Origin of the sequence: Brevibacillus humidisoli (assembly GCF_020923435.1) — a bacterium.
Taxonomy (GTDB): Bacteria; Bacillota; Bacilli; order Brevibacillales; family Brevibacillaceae; genus Brevibacillus_E; species Brevibacillus_E humidisoli.
In genome coordinates this window covers 3,673,661-3,689,974 of record NZ_CP087263.1, presented here as the reverse complement: position 1 = coordinate 3,689,974, position 16,314 = coordinate 3,673,661, and the positions used below count along the sequence as shown (strand labels likewise).

Genomic DNA, 16,314 nt, shown 5'->3' with positions numbered 1-16,314 from the left:
GGCCATCCTGGGCACAGGATGATACCAAATCGAGGAAAAGGAGCAGACGCTTGGAGATATTCGGGAAGCGCAGCGCAATCTGGAGTTAAAGGAAAGAAAGAGTATCTCCATGGACGGCGATGGGATCGTTTACGATAAGAAATCGCATCAGAGCGTCGAGTGGTATGTAGCAGAAAAAGAAAAGGAGTGAAAGGCTTTGTAGTTGTAACAGCACAAGGTCAGGAGAACATGCTACTACAAGAGAGCGCTCTGACGACGCCGTTCTGGTGTCCTCTCAGCGCTCCTCTTCAAAAAAATCGCAAAAGCAGACCAGCCGAGGACATAAAAGACCGCCCTATATCCACGGATGTGAAAATGCTCATAAAAGTAAAGAAAGATATAGGGAAAAGGAGAAAAACGATATACGTCAGCAGATCTATCAGCGTATAGCGTGGATTATGGAACGTGTCATAAAAATCAAGTTTGTGGCCGCCGATGGAAAAATCGTAGATGGTATCCACGCTGAATCCCCATAATAGCATGAGAATCGTCAGCTTCATTGGGAACTTTTTAGGCAGCAGCAAGGACGAGAAACCCGCTACTAAAACAAAATAGATAAAAATCGCTTCTTTGCTAAGATAATCGTCGCTAAAAAACATCATCGGGTTTACTCCTCTTTGCAAGCAGCATGCTGATACCATTTGTACAGGACGAAGGTCGCGATTTGCAGGAAAATATAAAAGACAACAGAGTAGACCAAGTGCCACTTTTCGAATTCATATACGCTGAACTGAAGACCGACCCATTCCATCACCGTCAAAAAGGTATACACGGTGATCGTCATGATTGATTTCTGTTGCCATGAGACACTAGAGAGCCATATGTTCTGACACAGCATAATTGAGTACGGAATGATTGTACGAAACAGTAAAAAGGAGAAATTAGCAGGCAGCGGCGAAGCAAGTTTGATCGCTTTCATCTCCTCAATAAAAATCCAGGACCCGTTGCAATTCAGAAGGATTAGAACCATAAAGAAAAAGGTATTGTCTTGTTTATCGAGTTTGTTGGGGAGCATCATAAACAGGGCCAGGATCACCCAGGTAACAGATGCAAACACAACCAAAACCATGTATTGTCTTCCCTTACGAGGAATTTTGTTTGCTTGTATGCAGTGCAAACATGCTTGCAGGTATTTAAACAATTGCAGATGAATGATTTTTATTTTTTGCCTTGACTGAAAAGTGGGAAAATTGTATGATACACACAAACGGTATATACCAATCAGGAGAAATCGCCAATGAGTCGAAATGATCGAGCAAGAGAACCAGTTCCGTTTTACAAGCAGCTAAAGGACAAAATCATGGAAGACATCGAAAGCGGTAAGGTAAAACCTGGGGATAAGCTGCCTTCGGAGAGAGAACTGGCGGAGCAGTACGGCATCAGTCGGATGACAGCCAGACATACCCTCTCCATCCTGGAAAGAGAAGGGGTGGTTGAACGGAGAGTGGGCGCCGGGACGTTTATATCCAACCAAAAGATTGAAATGAACTTCATTACTTTCAACAGTTTTACCAAAAGCATGTTGGGCAAAGGGCTGATACCGAGCACGCAAAAACTCTCGGTCTATAGGGATCAGGCCAAGGTGCGACTGGCCAATCTGCTGAAGATCCCGGTAGGTGAGGAAGTGATTGTGATCAAGCGTTTGCGCTTGGCAAACCAGACGCCGGTCGCTATTGAAGAATCTTTTATTCCATACCAATACTGCCCGGGGATTGAAGCGCTGATTGAGGATGATACCTCGTTGTATCAAATATTGGAGGATGAGTATGGAATCATCCTGGTCAGAGCCAAGGAATACATGCAGGTCACGTTCTCCGATGAAATGGACAGCAAGTTACTGAGAATCAAATCGGAGAGTCCGTGCATTTTGCTGGAGGCCGTTGCGTTTGACGAAGAAGGACGGGAGATTGAGTTCTCCAAATCGATCACCCGCAGTGACATTGTGAAGTTCTATTCGGAGCCGCACCTGAAAAAATAGAAAGATCGGACAGCATGCGGCACACCTCTTTTTTTTAAGAGAAATGGTATATACCATTTTCAGATATACCAAGGGGGGAGGTCCAGGTGAGGGTTATTGGTGTAGGGGACAATGTCGTGGACAAATATGTACATAAAAAGGTGATATATCCAGGCGGAAATGCCCTGAACTTTAGCGTATACGCCAAGCAATTGGGAATCGATGCCGCTTATCTCGGCGTATTTGGCAATGATCGGGCAGCCAGTCATATCATCCAGACGATGCAGAGTCTCGACATTGATATCTCCCACTGCAGGCAGCATGAAGGGGAGAACGGTTATGCTCTGGTCGATCTGATCGACGGGGATCGGGTATTCGTCGGCGGGAACCATGGGGGCGTACAAAATGAACACCCCATTCAACTGACGTCAACAGACCTGGCATATCTTCAATCATTCCACCTCGTTCACAGCAGCATATACAGCGGAATGGAACAGGAGATCAGGAAGATTCATCAAGCGGGAATTCCGCTTTCGTTTGACTTTTCCAGTGATTGGAGCCCGTCGTTGCTCCAGCGTCTATGCCCATTCATTGATTACAGCCTGCTTTCCTGCGGACATGTGCCAGAGGACGAGGTAGAAGGATTGTTGAAGCAAATCGTCTCCTGCGGAAGCAGACTGGCATTGGCGACGATGGGATCACGAGGGGCCATTGTATACGATGGAGAGCATGTCTACCGACAGCACCCTCATCATGTCAATCCTGTGGATACGCTGGGGGCCGGCGATTCATTTTTCACGGTGTTTATCCTCCGTTTTCTGCAAGGGGAGCAAGGTCTTTCGGCTGCGCTGGAGGAAGCTGCCCGATTCGCTGCACAGACCTGCTTGGTTGAAGGCGCATTCGGATACGGCATCTCGTATGAGGAGTCGGTTTAGGAAGCCTTGTTCGGGGCCGGGGTCAAAGAGGAGCGTGACGCGAGAAAACGGTGTGCACCGATTCATCGTGGAACATAACAAGGAGGGATCACGATTGTTTGGCAAAAGCAAAAGTAAAAACATGACCATGATTATTCTGATCCTGTTCTCGTTGGTCTTCAGCGGGTGTGCAGGCTCCACTTCCACTTCGCAGGATTCGGCGGGTGATGGTCAGATCGTACTAAAATTTCTTCATAAGTGGCCTCAGCCGGAATACTCTCCATACTTCGAGGAAGTAGTCAAAGAATTTGAAAAGCAGCATCCAAACATCAAGATCAGCATGGAAGCTGTAGCGGATGAGCCGATGAAAGACAAACTCCGCGTGATCATGGGAGGAGGCTCCGTTCCTGACATCATGTTTTCCTGGTCGGGAGAGTTTGCCAGAAAGTTTGTCCGATCCGGTGCAGCGTTGGACCTGACACCATATCTGCGCGAGGATGCTGCGTGGAACGACAGTTTTATTCCCGCCTCTTTGCAACCGTTTTCAGCAGAGGGAAAACAATATGGGATTCCGCTCCGGTTCAACGGCAAGTTCTTTGTCTATAACAAGCAGATCTTTGAGAAGCATCAGCTGGAGGAGCCTCAGACATGGAATGAATTTTTGGATTTATTAGATAAGTTGAAGCAGGCCGGAGAAACGCCGATCATGCTCGGAAACGGCAGTCCGTGGGCAGCGATCCATTATTTGGCCGGATTGAATCAAAAAATGGTGGGGACGGACGTACGAATCAAGGACTATGATCCGAGGACAGGAGAGTTTACCGATCCAGGCTATATAAAGGCGTTGGAGTATCTGAAGGAACTGCAGGACAAACAGTATTTCAACGACAACGTCAATTCCAACTCCCACGATATGGCCACACAGCTGTTCTATGCAGAAAAAGGAGCCATGATTTATGTGGAGCTGGAAGAGTTTCCGACGGTAGAGAAAAATATTCAAGTCGAGTGGGACTTCTTCCCAATGCCCGAGATCACAGAAGGGAAAGGGAACCAACACTACATCACAGGAGCGCCAGATGGTTTTATCGTCTCATCCCAAACCAAACATCCGCAGGAAGCGATTATGTTCCTCAAATTCCTGACCAGCAAGGAGAATGCGGAAAAAATGGTGAAACAACTGGGCTGGCCAAGTCCGATCGTTGGGGCGACAAATGATCAAACCGCTCTCAAGCAAGTAGCGGAGGGTGTTGAGGTGATGAAGCAGGCCGAAGGTATGGCGCAGTGGCTGGATACCGACGTGCACGCCAAAATAGCGGATGTCTATCTGTCCAACATCCAGCTTCTGTTGGACGGCACGAAGTCACCGGAGGAGATCATGCGAGAAGTTCAGGCGGTGGCACAAGAAGTGAAGCAGGAAGTGAACTAGCAAATCTGGCAGGGGCAAGCCGACGTCCTGGACGCTTGCCTCGCCGAGGGAGGGGAAACGGATGCTGAAGACGTATCAGAATGGCCGGTCGGCGCTCCCGTTTATTCTTCCGGCACTCCTTCTCATCCTGATGTTTGTCTTCCTGCCCATGATTCTGAACATCTATTACAGCTTGTTCAGATGGAGTGCTTTCTCTGTGGAGAAAGTATTTGTGGGGTGGGAGTATTACGCCAGGCTGTTCCAGGACCCGGTCTTTTATACAGCGCTAAAAAACAATTCGCTGTATGCCTTGATTTCGATCCTCTTTCAGGTCGGAGGGGGCTTGGTGATCGCGGCGATTCTGGAGGATCGCTTGTTCAGAAAATGGCAGCCGTTGTTTCGGACGATCTTTTTTATCCCGTCTGTCATCTCCATTGCGGTGGTGGGGTTGCTCTGGCAGCTGCTGTACAATCCCGACATCGGATTGGTGAACGGGGTGATCAAGGCGATAGGACAAACAGAATGGGCCCATGCCTGGCTGGGTGACAGCAAAACAGCGATTTATGCGGTTATCGCCGTATCGCAATGGCAATTTACCGGTTATATGACGATGCTTTTTCTGATTGCGATGCACAAAATTCCCAGTGAGTTGTATGAGGCATCGATGATCGATGGGGCCAATCGGATTCAGACATTCTTTGCCATCACGATCCCGCAGATCAAGGATATGATCCTGGTGGGTACGATCATTACGGTGATTGGCGCTTTTAAAGTATTTGATGAAGTCTATGTGATGACATTTGGCGGGCCAGGGCGTTCCACGGAAGTACTGGGCACGATGGTATACCGGGCAGCTTTTCGCAATGACGAGATGGGCTATGCGACGACGATTGCGACGGTCATCTTTGTCATCACGTTTACCCTGTCTGTCCTGCAAATGAAGCTATCCAAATCGGGCCGGGAGGTGTGAGCGGGGTGATTACGCTGCAAAGCAAACTGTGTCGTATCCTCATATGGGTCTGGTTCACGCTCTATGCGATCGGTATCCTGTATCCGCTGCTCTGGTTGATCATGAACGGGTTTAAAACCAATCGCGAGTTTTTTCTCAATACATGGTCCCTTCCGAAACAATGGATGTGGGAAAACTATACAGGCGCTTGGGATGTGGGGATCGGGCAGTACTTTTTCAACAGCATTTTTGTCACGACGGTCTCGGTGCTGATCATTTTGCTGCTTGGTTCGATGGCAGCGTACGGGCTGAGCCGGTTTCGTTTTGCAGGTGCCGACCTGCTTCTGCTGATTATCTTGAGCGGTCTGATGCTTGCTCCACAGGCGAGCCTGATCTCTCTGTATCAGATCCTGCAGTCTATCGGGCTGTACAACACCTATTGGGCTCTGATCATACCCTACGTGGCCTTTCAACTGCCCTTCGCCATTTTTCTGATGAGGGCGTACTTTCTCTCGATCCCGAGAGAGCTTGAGGAATCTGCGCTCATGGACGGCTGCAGTACCTGGAGAGTCTACTGGCACATTGTCCTGCCTATGGGCAAGCCCATTTTGGCTTCCGCCGCACTACTGACAGGGATGTCGATCTGGAACGAGTTTATGTTTGCGATGGTCTTCGTCGAAGATACCGATCTCAGGACGATCCCTGTTGGGCTGATGAATCTCAGGAGCCAGTTGAACACCAACTTCGGGATGCAGATGGCAGGGTTGGCCATCGCTGCACTTCCGATGGTCGTGGCGTTTGTCCTGCTGCAGAAAAAATTTGTTCGCGGCTTGTCGGCGGGAAGTGTCAAAGGATAAGACCACTTTTTCAAGACCATTTGGCCGTGTGGATTCCACACGCTGCTTTTTTGGGATAAATGGTATATACCAAAAAGGATAGGGTGGTGAGAAGCGTGCATGGTGGGTGGATCAGGGCCAGCCCTGTACAGCAGGTTTCACCTGTTCCAATACAAAAAGGAGAGGAGATAAGCAAATGTTGACAAAAGGATTGGAAAATGAGCAGGTTCAAAAGGCTTTGGATGCGATGAAGGAGCGAACCATTGATCGTGTATTCTTTGCTGCGTGCGGGGGGTCGTCTGCTTTGATGTATCCCAGCAAATATCTGTTGGATCGGGAAGCCAAAACGATTACCTCCGACGTGTACAACGCCAATGAGTTCATCCATCGCGATCCGGCTACTTTAGGGGAAAACTCGCTGGTAATCCTGTGCTCCCATTCGGGAAAAACGCCGGAGACGGTGCAGGCGGCCGCCTATGCTCGCCAAAAGGGAGCATTGACCATCTCGCTGACCCAGGGTGAAGACTCGCCCCTTGCCAAAGAATCGGAATGCGTCATCCGATACGAGAAAGCCAGTTATTTTGACGAGACGATTGGCAAGAATACCGATTTTTATATCATGTATCAGTTGGTCACAGGCTTGCTCTATCTGAAAGAAGGAAACAACCGCCTCTCCTCTATGCTAAAAAGCCTGGAGCACCTCGATCATGTGTATGCCAGGGCCAAAGAGATCTTTGCAGAGCGGGCCGAGCAGTTCGGCGAGCGGTATAAGGACGCCAGCATCATCTACACTATGGCCAGCGGTTCCAACTATTGCGCCGCTTATATGTTTGGCATCTGCATCCTGATGGAGATGCAGTGGATTCACTCTCATCCGATTCACGCCGGCGAGTATTTTCATGGACCGTTTGAAATATTGGATGAAGATGTGCCATTTGTGATTCTGCTTGGTTTGGATGAGACTCGCCCGCTAGAAGAGCGTGCGGCCAACTTCTCCAAGAAATACGGAAAGAATCTCGTCATCATCGATGCAAAAGAGTTTGACATGACCGGGATTGAGGAGGATGTGAAGGGCTATATTGCTCCGCTCGTGCTGAACAAAGTGCTGGGGGTCTACTCTACCGCACTGGCAAAAGCGCGCAATCATCCGCTGGAGACCAGAAGGTACATGGGGAAAGTGGAGTATTGATCAAAGGATATAGATCGGGGTTGGGCAGACAAGCAAGGGGAGCTGGCAGCAGCGGCGTCGATACTCTCCTTGCCTCTGCCGGTTTTTTTCAAGATGCCGATTTATGTAAGGTCGGACATTTCTGTTTCTGAGGAGGCATGAGCAATGGGGAAAATCGCCAGATCACAAATCGTGGGGATGAACTTTCACTACCTGCATTATCCGTTGGAGTACTTTCTCGATGCGATGGTCCGCTACCACTTTGAAAAGATTGAATTGTGGGGCGCTGCCCCTCATTTTTATGTGGAGGATGATACGCTGGGCGATATGCGGCGGAAAAAGCGGGAGATCGATCAGCGCGGAGTAAGTGTGGTCTGCTTTACACCTGAGCAGTGCATGTACCCGATCAATCTGGCGGCGAAAGAGTCGCATATTCGCGAGAGAAGTGTGCGTTACTTTCGCAAATCGCTGGAAGCATGTGTGGAACTGGAGGCGCCGATGATGCTGGTCACGGCAGGATGGGGATATCGGAATGAACCAAGCGAGGAAGCATGGGAGCGGGCTCTTCACTCTCTACAGCAGTTAGCGGTCGATGCAGAGAAGCATGGCATCTGTCTCGTCTTGGAACCACTGACCCGTGTCGAATCCAATCTGGTTTGTGATCGAGCAACGCTTGTGAAGATGCTGACCGCGATTGATTCCCCTGCTGTCAAAGGCATGATCGATACCATACCGCTCGCGTTGGCCGGTGAGCAGATGGAAAGCTATTTTGAACAGCTGCAGGATGACCTGGCTCACATTCACTTCGTCGACGGAAATCCGGGTGGCCATCTAGCGTGGGGAGACGGGACGCTGCCGTTGGAGCAGTACATCCATACCTTGACGCAATACGGATATAGGGGAGCATTGTCCCTGGAGTTCACTGCTATGCAGTACGTCGTCGATCCAGATCAGGCCATTGAAAAATCTCTGCGACATCTGCAGCCCTACCTAGCATAAAAAAAGCTGCGGTGTTTGAAAAGATAAGTTAAGGGAACTATACAACCCTCCCAAGAGAGGATTTGAGCTGTACGTATGGGAAGAAGGCAGATTCTATGCAAAGTTCCCTAAAAGTGCAAGGGAAGGTTCTGTCCAACCTGTTCCGTTGGGAAAAGGGAGAATGGAGCCAAGCAAACGTGACGAGGCGCAAAGAGAAAAACAGGTGAGCTCGGCTCGTGCCAGTGCCTGCGGGGAAGCGGTCGTGACCGTCTCCGCTCCAACAAAACGGTACAGCGGCCAAAAGCCCTCAAGGGGCGTGGGTATTTCAGAGAAGCAGTTGGTCGCTAAACGTGTACCGCTTTGTTTCCGCTCCGACTCTGTGGGCACTGACAAGGATTTCGCTCACCTGTTTTTCTCTTTGCGCACACCACTATGGTTCGGACAAAGAAAAGGGAAAACGCTTTACTCTTTCCGTTGTGCGGAAGCCCATTTCACCCTATAATGTGTATAAACAGAATGGTGAAGAGGAGTTTCGACATGAAGGCGACTATTTACGATGTAGCAAAAATGGCCGGAGTATCCATTGCAACCGTTTCCAAAGTGATTAACAATACGGGCCGAATCAGCGAGAAAACGAGAAAGAAAGTATTGAAAGTGATTGAACAACTAAACTATCAACCCAATGTGATGGCAACTGCACTGACGGGAAAGTACACTCATACGATTGGGCTGGTCATACCGGATCTGGCCAACCCCTTTTTTGCGGAACTTGCCCGCAGTATTGAGGACCGGGGACATGAGTTGGGGTACAGTTTGGTCATCTGCAGCACGGATTATCTCCCGGAAAAGGAAGCAAAATACCTGGAACTGCTGCGGCGCAAAAGCGTGGATGGCATCATCCTCGCTTCCGGATTTGAGAAAATGAAACTGGTGGAACAGTTGATAGAAGAACGTTTTCCTGTTTCAATTGTGGCTCGCGACTTTCCATCCTTTGCGGTGAATGCTGTCTCAATCGATGATTTCCTAGGCGGATATGAGGCCACTTCGTACCTCGTCAAACTGGGGCATACAAATATCGGTATCATCGCCAGGGACGTCTGGAGCAATCGGGAGCGGATGAGAGGCTACTTGAAAGTGCTGGAGGAGCACCAGCTACAGCCGCATCCTTCTTTTCAATTCGTCCAAGAGTCAAATGTAGAGTGGGGCAGACGGGTGGCCAACCTCTTGCTCGATTCGCCGCAGCCTCCCAGCGCTATTTTCGCCTGCAACGATCTGTTGGCTGCCGGTGCCATCCAAGCGGCCAAGGAACACGGTTTAACCGTACCGGGCGATCTGTCGGTGATCGGCTTCGACAATACGATTTTGGCAACGATTACCGATCCGCCGCTCACCACTGTATCCCAGCCGATTCAAAGCATGGGCCGGGAAGTGATCGATTTGATGGTGTCAGAAATCAAAAACGAGAAAGGGCACAAAAGCAGGATCGTACTGCTGCCTGAGCTGGTCGTAAGAGATTCGACAGCGCCGCTGAAGCCAAAAAAATAGGTTAGCTGAGAGAATAAAGGAAACCTCCCCAACTGGAGACTGGATAGAACAGCGGGACATGTACGCTTTTAAGGTGAAGCGCTTACCTAATTTATTGACTCGGAGACGTTGACCAAAGCAACCAAACGCTATTTTTTGTGTAGAAAAAAATAATTTTTTGTCTGTTTTCGTAATTTCCTGTTGCCTGATATCTGAATCTTTACTATAATTCCAGTTAAGAAATGAGTTAAGCGCTTACCTTTCTCGAGATATTTTTCACGATGGTAAGGGGGGACCTGATTGAAAGCACTTGCAAAAATAAGACCGGGCTTTGGGAATGTCCAGATCATCGATTTGCCTGAACCATCTTGTGAAGATGGGCAGGTTAAAGTCGAAGTGAAATTTTCCGGTATATGTGGTACCGATCTACACATCTATCACGATACGTTTAAAAGCTATCCGCCCGTTATCATGGGACATGAGTTTTCCGGAATTGTGGCCGAGGTTGGCCGAGGCGTCCGACATGTGAGAGAGGGAGACAGAGTAACGGTACTTCCCTCAACAGCTGTCACATGCGGGGAATGCGACTACTGTCGGCAGGGATTCTACATGTTTTGTCCCAGCAGAAGGGGCATGGGGCACGGAGTACACGGAAGCTTTACCAAGTATGCCGTGGTCAGAGAAGATATGGTCCGCAAGATTCCCGATTTCCTCACGCTGGAAGAAGCTGCACTGTCAGAACCGCTCGCATGTGCCGTGCAGCCAATCGAGGAGCTGACCTCGCTTCATGTGGGGGATCAGGTGCTGTTGTCCGGTCCGGGACCGATCGGCTTGCTCTGTCTGTCACTGCTGATTGCCCGCGGCTGCAAGGTGATTGTCGCTGGTACCACAGCTGACAAAGGAAGGTTGCGATTGGCGGAACAGATGGGGGCAGATGTCGTTGTCGATGTGCTGACAGAGAACCTGGATGATGTGCTGAAGCGGGAAACAAACGGTCGAGGAGTTGACGCCGCGGTAGAATGTGCAGGAGCAGGCGCCTCCATCGCCAGTTGTTTGAAAGCGCTTAAACCTAGAGGGAAATATATGCAGGTGGGCATTGTGGGGCGGGAGATTACAATTGATTTCGATCTCGTTCTGTACAAGCAGATTGAACTCTGCGGATCACTGGCGCACTCGATGTCGTCCTGGGAAAAGGTGATGAGCATCTGGGAGCAGAGAAAACTCAACCTCAAACCGCTCATTACCCACACGTTGCCGCTAAGCTCTTGGGAAAAAGCCTTTGAGATCTGTGAGCAAAAACAGGGCGGGAAAGTGCTGCTCTACTACGATTACGATTAGAGAGAGATTTTGATAGGGTGGTGAAGAAACCAGTGTCGGCCATACAAGAAGATACGCTTAGAAGGCTGCCGGATTTGCCTCACAAGATGAAGGTGGCTGTCCTGCAGAAACCTCTGACGGTAACGATTGAAGAGAGACTTGTCCCTCACCCTGGACCGCATGATGTACTGGTGAAAGTGATGGCCGTCGGGGTCTGCGGATCAGATGTGCACTACTATGAGCACGGCAGAATTGGTGCCCGCAAAGTGGAGAAACCGCTGGTTCAGGGACACGAATGTGCTGGTATTGTGGTCGCAATCGGCAGTGAGGTGACCAGGTTTCAACTAGGGGACAGAGTGGCGGTGGAGCCAGGCATCACCTGCGGCAAGTGCCAATGGTGTAAAGAGGGAAGGTACAACTTGTGCCCGCATGTGGCCTTTCTCTCCTCACCGCCGGTCGACGGGGCATTTGCGGAGTATATCTGTCATCCGGAAGATCTGCTGTTTCCGATCCCCGATCACCTCTCATTTGAATGCGCGACCTTGATTGAACCTCTCTCGGTGGGGATTCATGCCGTAAAGCGGGCGGGGTTGCAACCTGGGTCATCGGTGCTGATCATGGGGATGGGCCCTGTCGGATTGACCGCGATTATCGCTGCCAAAGCATATGGCGCCCGCCAGATCATCGTCAGTGACGTAGAGCCGTTTCGTCTGGGATTGGCAGAGAAGCTGGGGGCCACTGCCACGATTCAAGCGGGAGAAAAGAACGTGGTGGAAGAAGTGAGCAGGCTTACCCAGAACCTGGGTGTCGACATGGTAATTGATACGTCGGGCAACGCGAGAGCGATTGACAGTGGAGTAGAGGCGGCAAAACGCGGAGGAAAACTGGTGCTGATCGGTTTCCCTGCGGAAGATAGAGTGCCGGTCAATCTCACGCTGATGCTTCAGAGAGAGATTGACCTATACAGCACCTATCGCTATACCAACACCTATCCCTTAGGGGTGGAATTGATGGCATCCAGTGAGAATGATGTAAGCGTTTTACTTACGGATCAGTATCCGCTGGTACAGACGGGTGCGGCACTGGAGCGGGCCAGGACGAACAAAAGCGGCAGCATGAAAGTGATCGTATATCCACATTTGTAATCAAACATCAATGAAAAAAGAAAAGGGGTATGAATCGTGCAAAAACATAAAAAGTGGTTACCCGTTCTGTTGGCAGCTATCTTGTCCTTTACCATCGCGGCGTGCGGCCAGTCTGGCACGTCCGCTCCGTCGGAAGCGAGCGGAGGGGAGACGAACACGGGGTCTGAATCTCCCCTCGTTCTAGACCTGAGCATTCCGGAACCGGAAGGCGCAAAGTTTGACATCACCGCCAAGGCGTTCAAGGAAGAATTGGAACGTGTAACGGATGGCAAGATGTCGGTAAAAATCTACTATAACAACGCGTTTGGCGGAGAACGAGAAGTATTTGAGATGATGGGTCTCAATTCCCTCGATATGGGGATTATTTCGGCCGGTCCGATGGGGAACTGGGTAAAAGAGTTTAACATGTTCGATTTGCCATTCTTGTTTGAGAGCAGAGAACATGCATTTGCTGTTCTGGACGGAGAGATTGGCGACGAATTGGCCCAAAAGTTTGAACAGGCAGCCAACGTAAAGATTCTGGGATGGGTGGAAAACGGATTTGTTGCCACCACTTCCAACAAACCGATTCAAACGGTAGACGATGTCAAGGGAATGAAGATCCGCGTCCAAGAGAACGAAGTACAGATTGACAGTTGGAAAGCGTATGGAGCAGACCCGACACCGATGGCTTGGCCGGAAGTGTTTACGGCACTCCAGCAAGGGGTAATCGATGGACACTCCAATTCTCCAGCGACAATCCAATCTTCGAAAATATACGAAGTGCAATCCAGTGTAGCTCTGCTGGATGACCGATATGCACCAGCTCCGATTGCGATCAGCAAGGCGCTGTTTGAGTCGCTCACCCCTGAGCAGCAAGAAGCGGTGCTAAAGGCTGCTGAATACGCGGTACCAAAGGGACGTCAGGCGAACCAGGACAAGATTGACGAAGCAAAAGCGTTCCTGGAAGAGCAGGGTTTGACGATTACGCAGCCAGACAAAGAGTCCTTCAAGGCAAAGGTAGACGCCGTCTATGAAAAATGGGCACCGCAAATCGGCCAGGAACTGATCGACAAGGTTCGGAATTTCAAATATTAAATAGCGGAGCGGGTGGTAATGGTTCATTGCCACCCGCTTCCGAGATAGGAGGGTAACGATGAGAGGAGTCCTACAGTCGTATATTCACCTAGTGGATCGTGTAAATAAAATCTTCGGTTGGGGCTTGGCGCTGATCATTGCGGTCATGTCCATTCTGATTTTTTGGCAGGTCATGGCCCGTTACGCCTTCGGGTCATCTCTGGCCTGGTCTGAGGAACTGGCTCGGTTTTTAATGATTTTCATGGTCTTGATCGGCTCTTCGCTGGCACTGCGCAAAGGGAGCCTGCTGGCTGTTGAAATCGTTCCAGAGGTAGCCCCTGCGAGGGTAAAAAAGTGGATCAAAGTGTCAACCCATCTGATTTCCCTTGTATTTTACGTGATTATGATGATCTACGGCTGGAAACTGGCAGAAAGTTTTGCGATGCAAGAGGCTCCGGGAACGGGGCTCTCCATGTTTTGGATCTATTTGTCACTGCCGATCGGCGGACTGTTACTCTTGCTGAACTCTCTCTCCTGCATCCTGGAAGAGTTCATAGGAACGGAGGAGTAAAAGCATGCTTGCTCTCTTTTTTATCTCGCTGGCTGTCCTCCTCTTCCTAAGCGTCCCGATTGCCTCTTCGCTGAGCTTGGCGACGATCGTCGGTGTGTGGTTTCACGACACACTGCCGCTGGAGATTATCCCGCAGCGCATCTTTATCGCGATGAATTCCTTTCCGCTGATGGCGATTCCTTTTTTTATTCTCGCTGGCAACCTGATGACCGCGGGCGGTCTTTCGCAGCGACTGGTTAACTTTGCAAGCGCGCTGGTGGGACATCGCACGGGTGGTTTGGCCATGGTAGCGATTATCACGTCCATGTTTTTTGCCGCGATCTCCGGATCAGGAGCAGCGACGACAGCGGCGATTGGTTCCATCCTGATACCGGCGATGGTGGCCAGGGGATACCACATCGAGTATGCGGCCTCGAATCAGGCGATCTCGGGTGCGCTAGGCGTGATTATTCCCCCCAGCATCCCCATGATCTTATATGGTGTTGCTGCGGAAGTGTCGATTGGCGATATGTTTCTGGCGGGGATCTTGCCGGGATTGCTGATCACGGTTTCCCTGCTGATTAGCGCCTATATCATCTCCAAGCGACGCGGCTATCATGGCGTGGAGCGTCAAAGCATTCGCGATGTTGGAAAAGCGTTCAAAGAAGCGATTCTGGCTCTGTTGATGCCAGTGATCGTGCTGGGCGGAATCTACACAGGCATATTTACGCCCACCGAGGCATCCGTTATTGCAGTGGTTTACTCGTTTGTGATCGGATTTCTCGTCTACCGGGAGATTAGCGTACAGAAACTGGTCGAGACCTTGAGGGACTCGGCAATTGCCAGCTCTGTCATCATGATTGTCATCGGCGCAGCCGGTTTGTTTGGTTTCTTTATCAATATTACCGGTGTGCCGGACATGGTGTACGGATTTATCTCGGAATTGGTCACCAATAAATACGTGTTCTTGATCATGATGAACGTCCTGCTTTTATTGGCCGGGATGTTTCTGGACGGGGGAGCGGCCATTCTGATTTTTGTTCCGCTGTTGTTGAGCACTGCCGTCAACCTTGGAATTGACCCAGTCCATTTCGGAACAATCATGGTCGTCAACCTGGCTATCGGATTGGTGACTCCACCGGTTGGGATCGACTTGTTTGTGGTGTCGCAGCTCTCCAAGTTGTCCATCGGGCGTGTCGCCAAAGCAGCGGTTCCTTTAATTATCCTACTCTTCGTTGACGTGTTGATTATTTCTTTTGTACCGGAATTATCCACGTGGATACCGTCATTAGTAAAGGACTAGTGATTCGGGACATTTTCTTTCCGGGTGATTCAGTTGGCGGTAGAGGCACAAGCACAGGCAAAAGCAAAGCGCTTCTGCCGCCGACTTCCCGGATTGTGAACGGGGAAAAGCAGAAAGAGTCTTTGCATCTGAAAACATGTATATTATAATAGGGTTTGGTTAAGCGATTACCCTATATTAAAAATATGGAATAGTCGCTGTTTTTTATAATTGTTAGGTTAAGCGCTTAACCTAGTGTGCAGTCAACTGGATTCATTCACACAGCCGTTGTGAGATGTGGGCACGAAAGAGAAGAGAAGTGAAAAGGAGGATGCAGATGGAAACCGTACTGGATCAGGAAAAGATTTCATTCTTGCAGCAAAAGGCAGCGGAAACGAGAGCGTTGATTATCAAAACGGTACATCATGCCGGAGCAGGTCATATCGGCGGGCCGCTGTCTGCAACTGATCTGTTGATCAGTCTCTACTACGAGGTGATGAATGTCAGACCGGAAGAGCCGCAGTGGGAAGATCGGGATCGTTTCGTGCTGTCAAAGGGACATTCGGCTATTGCCTTGTACGCGGTGCTCGCGCAAAAGGGTTACTATCCGTTGGAAGAGCTCTACACGTTTGATGCAATCGATTCTCGGCTGCAAGCCCATCCGGACATGAACATCCTGCCGGGATTGGATATGTCGACAGGATCGCTGGGTCAGGGGATCTCCACTGCAGTTGGCATGGCGCTGGGGGCTAAACTGACGGGTAAGACGTTTACCACCTATTGCATGATTGGCGACGGGGAGTCACAGGAAGGGCAGGTGTGGGAAGCAGCCGACGCTGCCGTTCGATACGGGTTGGACAACTTGGTCGTGATCATGGACTACAACAAGCTGCAGCAGTACGGCTGGGAAGGAAGCGACGGACGCGAACGAGCCGTACCGGTACCCTCTCCGGAAAAGAAATGGGAAGCGTTTGGCTGGAATGTGATGGAGATTGACGGTCATCACTTTGGACAGATTCTCACTGCTTGCAGCCAGGCAAAAGCAACAAAGGGAAAACCCACGGTGCTGATCGCTCACACGGTGAAGGGGAAGGGTGTCAGCTTTATGGAAAATGCCTACCTGTGGCATTCAAGGGTACCTACCGATGATGAGCTGAACAGCGCACTGCAAGAACTGGGTGTGGAGGTGTAAGA

General features: G+C 50.1%; 17 protein-coding genes. 15 read left to right on the top strand and 2 right to left on the bottom strand.

Annotation, left to right across the window (positions count from 1 at the left end):
• Positions 1-287 precede the first annotated feature (287 nt).
• The gene (locus tag LOK74_RS18020; RefSeq protein ID WP_230043392.1) at positions 288-641 is read right to left on the bottom strand and encodes a hypothetical protein; all 354 of its coding nucleotides are present in this window, start codon (positions 639-641) and stop codon (positions 288-290) included.
• 5 nt (positions 642-646) lie between these two features.
• Entirely contained in the window at positions 647-1,108 is a 462-nt protein-coding gene (locus tag LOK74_RS18015) for a hypothetical protein (RefSeq protein WP_230043391.1), read from the bottom strand.
• 168 nt (positions 1,109-1,276) lie between these two features.
• Here LOK74_RS18015 and LOK74_RS18010 point away from each other — a divergent pair, with 168 nt between their 5' ends.
• The 15 genes from LOK74_RS18010 to LOK74_RS17940 all read left to right on the top strand — a co-directional run bounded on the left by LOK74_RS18010 (position 1,277) and on the right by LOK74_RS17940 (position 16,312).
• A complete protein-coding gene (locus tag LOK74_RS18010; protein WP_230043390.1) occupies positions 1,277-2,017 on the top strand; it encodes a GntR family transcriptional regulator in 741 nt (246 codons plus the stop codon).
• Between the two features lie 86 nt (positions 2,018-2,103).
• Positions 2,104-2,931: a fructoselysine 6-kinase gene (locus LOK74_RS18005; protein ID WP_230043389.1), complete on the top strand. Its 828-nt coding sequence runs from the start codon at positions 2,104-2,106 to the stop codon at positions 2,929-2,931.
• A 94-nt stretch (positions 2,932-3,025) separates the two neighbouring features.
• The gene (locus tag LOK74_RS18000) at positions 3,026-4,336 is read left to right on the top strand and encodes an ABC transporter substrate-binding protein (protein WP_230043388.1); all 1,311 of its coding nucleotides are present in this window, start codon (positions 3,026-3,028) and stop codon (positions 4,334-4,336) included.
• A 61-nt stretch (positions 4,337-4,397) separates the two neighbouring features.
• Positions 4,398-5,285 carry a carbohydrate ABC transporter permease gene (locus LOK74_RS17995; RefSeq protein WP_230043387.1) on the top strand — a complete coding sequence of 296 codons (888 nt, stop codon included), beginning with the start codon at positions 4,398-4,400 and terminating at the stop codon, positions 5,283-5,285.
• A 5-nt stretch (positions 5,286-5,290) separates the two neighbouring features.
• Positions 5,291-6,121 carry a carbohydrate ABC transporter permease gene (locus LOK74_RS17990; protein ID WP_230043386.1) on the top strand — a complete coding sequence of 277 codons (831 nt, stop codon included), beginning with the start codon at positions 5,291-5,293 and terminating at the stop codon, positions 6,119-6,121.
• A 175-nt stretch (positions 6,122-6,296) separates the two neighbouring features.
• A complete protein-coding gene (locus tag LOK74_RS17985; RefSeq protein ID WP_230043385.1) occupies positions 6,297-7,289 on the top strand; it encodes an SIS domain-containing protein in 993 nt (330 codons plus the stop codon).
• 144 nt (positions 7,290-7,433) lie between these two features.
• On the top strand, positions 7,434-8,267 hold the full coding sequence (locus LOK74_RS17980; protein ID WP_230043384.1) for a TIM barrel protein: 834 nt from the start codon (positions 7,434-7,436) through the stop codon (positions 8,265-8,267).
• A 160-nt stretch (positions 8,268-8,427) separates the two neighbouring features.
• Positions 8,428-8,748, top strand: coding sequence for a hypothetical protein (locus LOK74_RS17975; RefSeq protein WP_230043383.1), 321 nt, complete (start codon positions 8,428-8,430; stop codon positions 8,746-8,748).
• A gap of 35 nt (positions 8,749-8,783) precedes the next feature.
• Positions 8,784-9,791: a LacI family DNA-binding transcriptional regulator gene (locus tag LOK74_RS17970; RefSeq protein WP_230043382.1), complete on the top strand. Its 1,008-nt coding sequence runs from the start codon at positions 8,784-8,786 to the stop codon at positions 9,789-9,791.
• A 279-nt stretch (positions 9,792-10,070) separates the two neighbouring features.
• Entirely contained in the window at positions 10,071-11,108 is a 1,038-nt protein-coding gene (locus LOK74_RS17965; RefSeq protein WP_230043381.1) for a zinc-dependent alcohol dehydrogenase, read from the top strand.
• Positions 11,109-11,194: 86 nt separating this feature from the next.
• Positions 11,195-12,232, top strand: coding sequence for an NAD(P)-dependent alcohol dehydrogenase (locus tag LOK74_RS17960; protein ID WP_230047051.1), 1,038 nt, complete (start codon positions 11,195-11,197; stop codon positions 12,230-12,232).
• A 36-nt stretch (positions 12,233-12,268) separates the two neighbouring features.
• Positions 12,269-13,309, top strand: a complete 1,041-nt coding sequence (dctP, locus tag LOK74_RS17955) for a TRAP transporter substrate-binding protein DctP (RefSeq protein WP_230043380.1) — start codon at positions 12,269-12,271, stop codon at positions 13,307-13,309.
• A 58-nt stretch (positions 13,310-13,367) separates the two neighbouring features.
• Entirely contained in the window at positions 13,368-13,859 is a 492-nt protein-coding gene (locus tag LOK74_RS17950) for a TRAP transporter small permease (RefSeq protein ID WP_230043379.1), read from the top strand.
• Between the two features lie 4 nt (positions 13,860-13,863).
• The gene (locus LOK74_RS17945; protein ID WP_230043378.1) at positions 13,864-15,141 is read left to right on the top strand and encodes a TRAP transporter large permease; all 1,278 of its coding nucleotides are present in this window, start codon (positions 13,864-13,866) and stop codon (positions 15,139-15,141) included.
• Between the two features lie 316 nt (positions 15,142-15,457).
• The gene (locus LOK74_RS17940) at positions 15,458-16,312 is read left to right on the top strand and encodes a transketolase (protein ID WP_230043377.1); all 855 of its coding nucleotides are present in this window, start codon (positions 15,458-15,460) and stop codon (positions 16,310-16,312) included.
• Positions 16,313-16,314: the final 2 nt, after the last annotated feature.

Coding starts and splice junctions, on each gene's coding strand:
- LOK74_RS18020 (WP_230043392.1), bottom strand. CDS start 641: ATGATGTTTTTTAGCGACGATTATCTTAGCAAAGAAGCGATTTTTATC.
- LOK74_RS18015 (WP_230043391.1), bottom strand. CDS start 1,108: ATGGTTTTGGTTGTGTTTGCATCTGTTACCTGGGTGATCCTGGCCCTG.
- LOK74_RS18010 (WP_230043390.1), top strand. CDS start 1,277: ATGAGTCGAAATGATCGAGCAAGAGAACCAGTTCCGTTTTACAAGCAG.
- LOK74_RS17995 (WP_230043387.1), top strand. CDS start 4,398: ATGCTGAAGACGTATCAGAATGGCCGGTCGGCGCTCCCGTTTATTCTT.
- LOK74_RS17985 (WP_230043385.1), top strand. CDS start 6,297: ATGTTGACAAAAGGATTGGAAAATGAGCAGGTTCAAAAGGCTTTGGAT.
- LOK74_RS17980 (WP_230043384.1), top strand. CDS start 7,434: ATGGGGAAAATCGCCAGATCACAAATCGTGGGGATGAACTTTCACTAC.
- LOK74_RS17975 (WP_230043383.1), top strand. CDS start 8,428: ATGGAGCCAAGCAAACGTGACGAGGCGCAAAGAGAAAAACAGGTGAGC.
- LOK74_RS17970 (WP_230043382.1), top strand. CDS start 8,784: ATGAAGGCGACTATTTACGATGTAGCAAAAATGGCCGGAGTATCCATT.
- LOK74_RS17960 (WP_230047051.1), top strand. CDS start 11,195: ATGAAGGTGGCTGTCCTGCAGAAACCTCTGACGGTAACGATTGAAGAG.
- LOK74_RS17950 (WP_230043379.1), top strand. CDS start 13,368: ATGAGAGGAGTCCTACAGTCGTATATTCACCTAGTGGATCGTGTAAAT.
- LOK74_RS17945 (WP_230043378.1), top strand. CDS start 13,864: ATGCTTGCTCTCTTTTTTATCTCGCTGGCTGTCCTCCTCTTCCTAAGC.
- LOK74_RS17940 (WP_230043377.1), top strand. CDS start 15,458: ATGGAAACCGTACTGGATCAGGAAAAGATTTCATTCTTGCAGCAAAAG.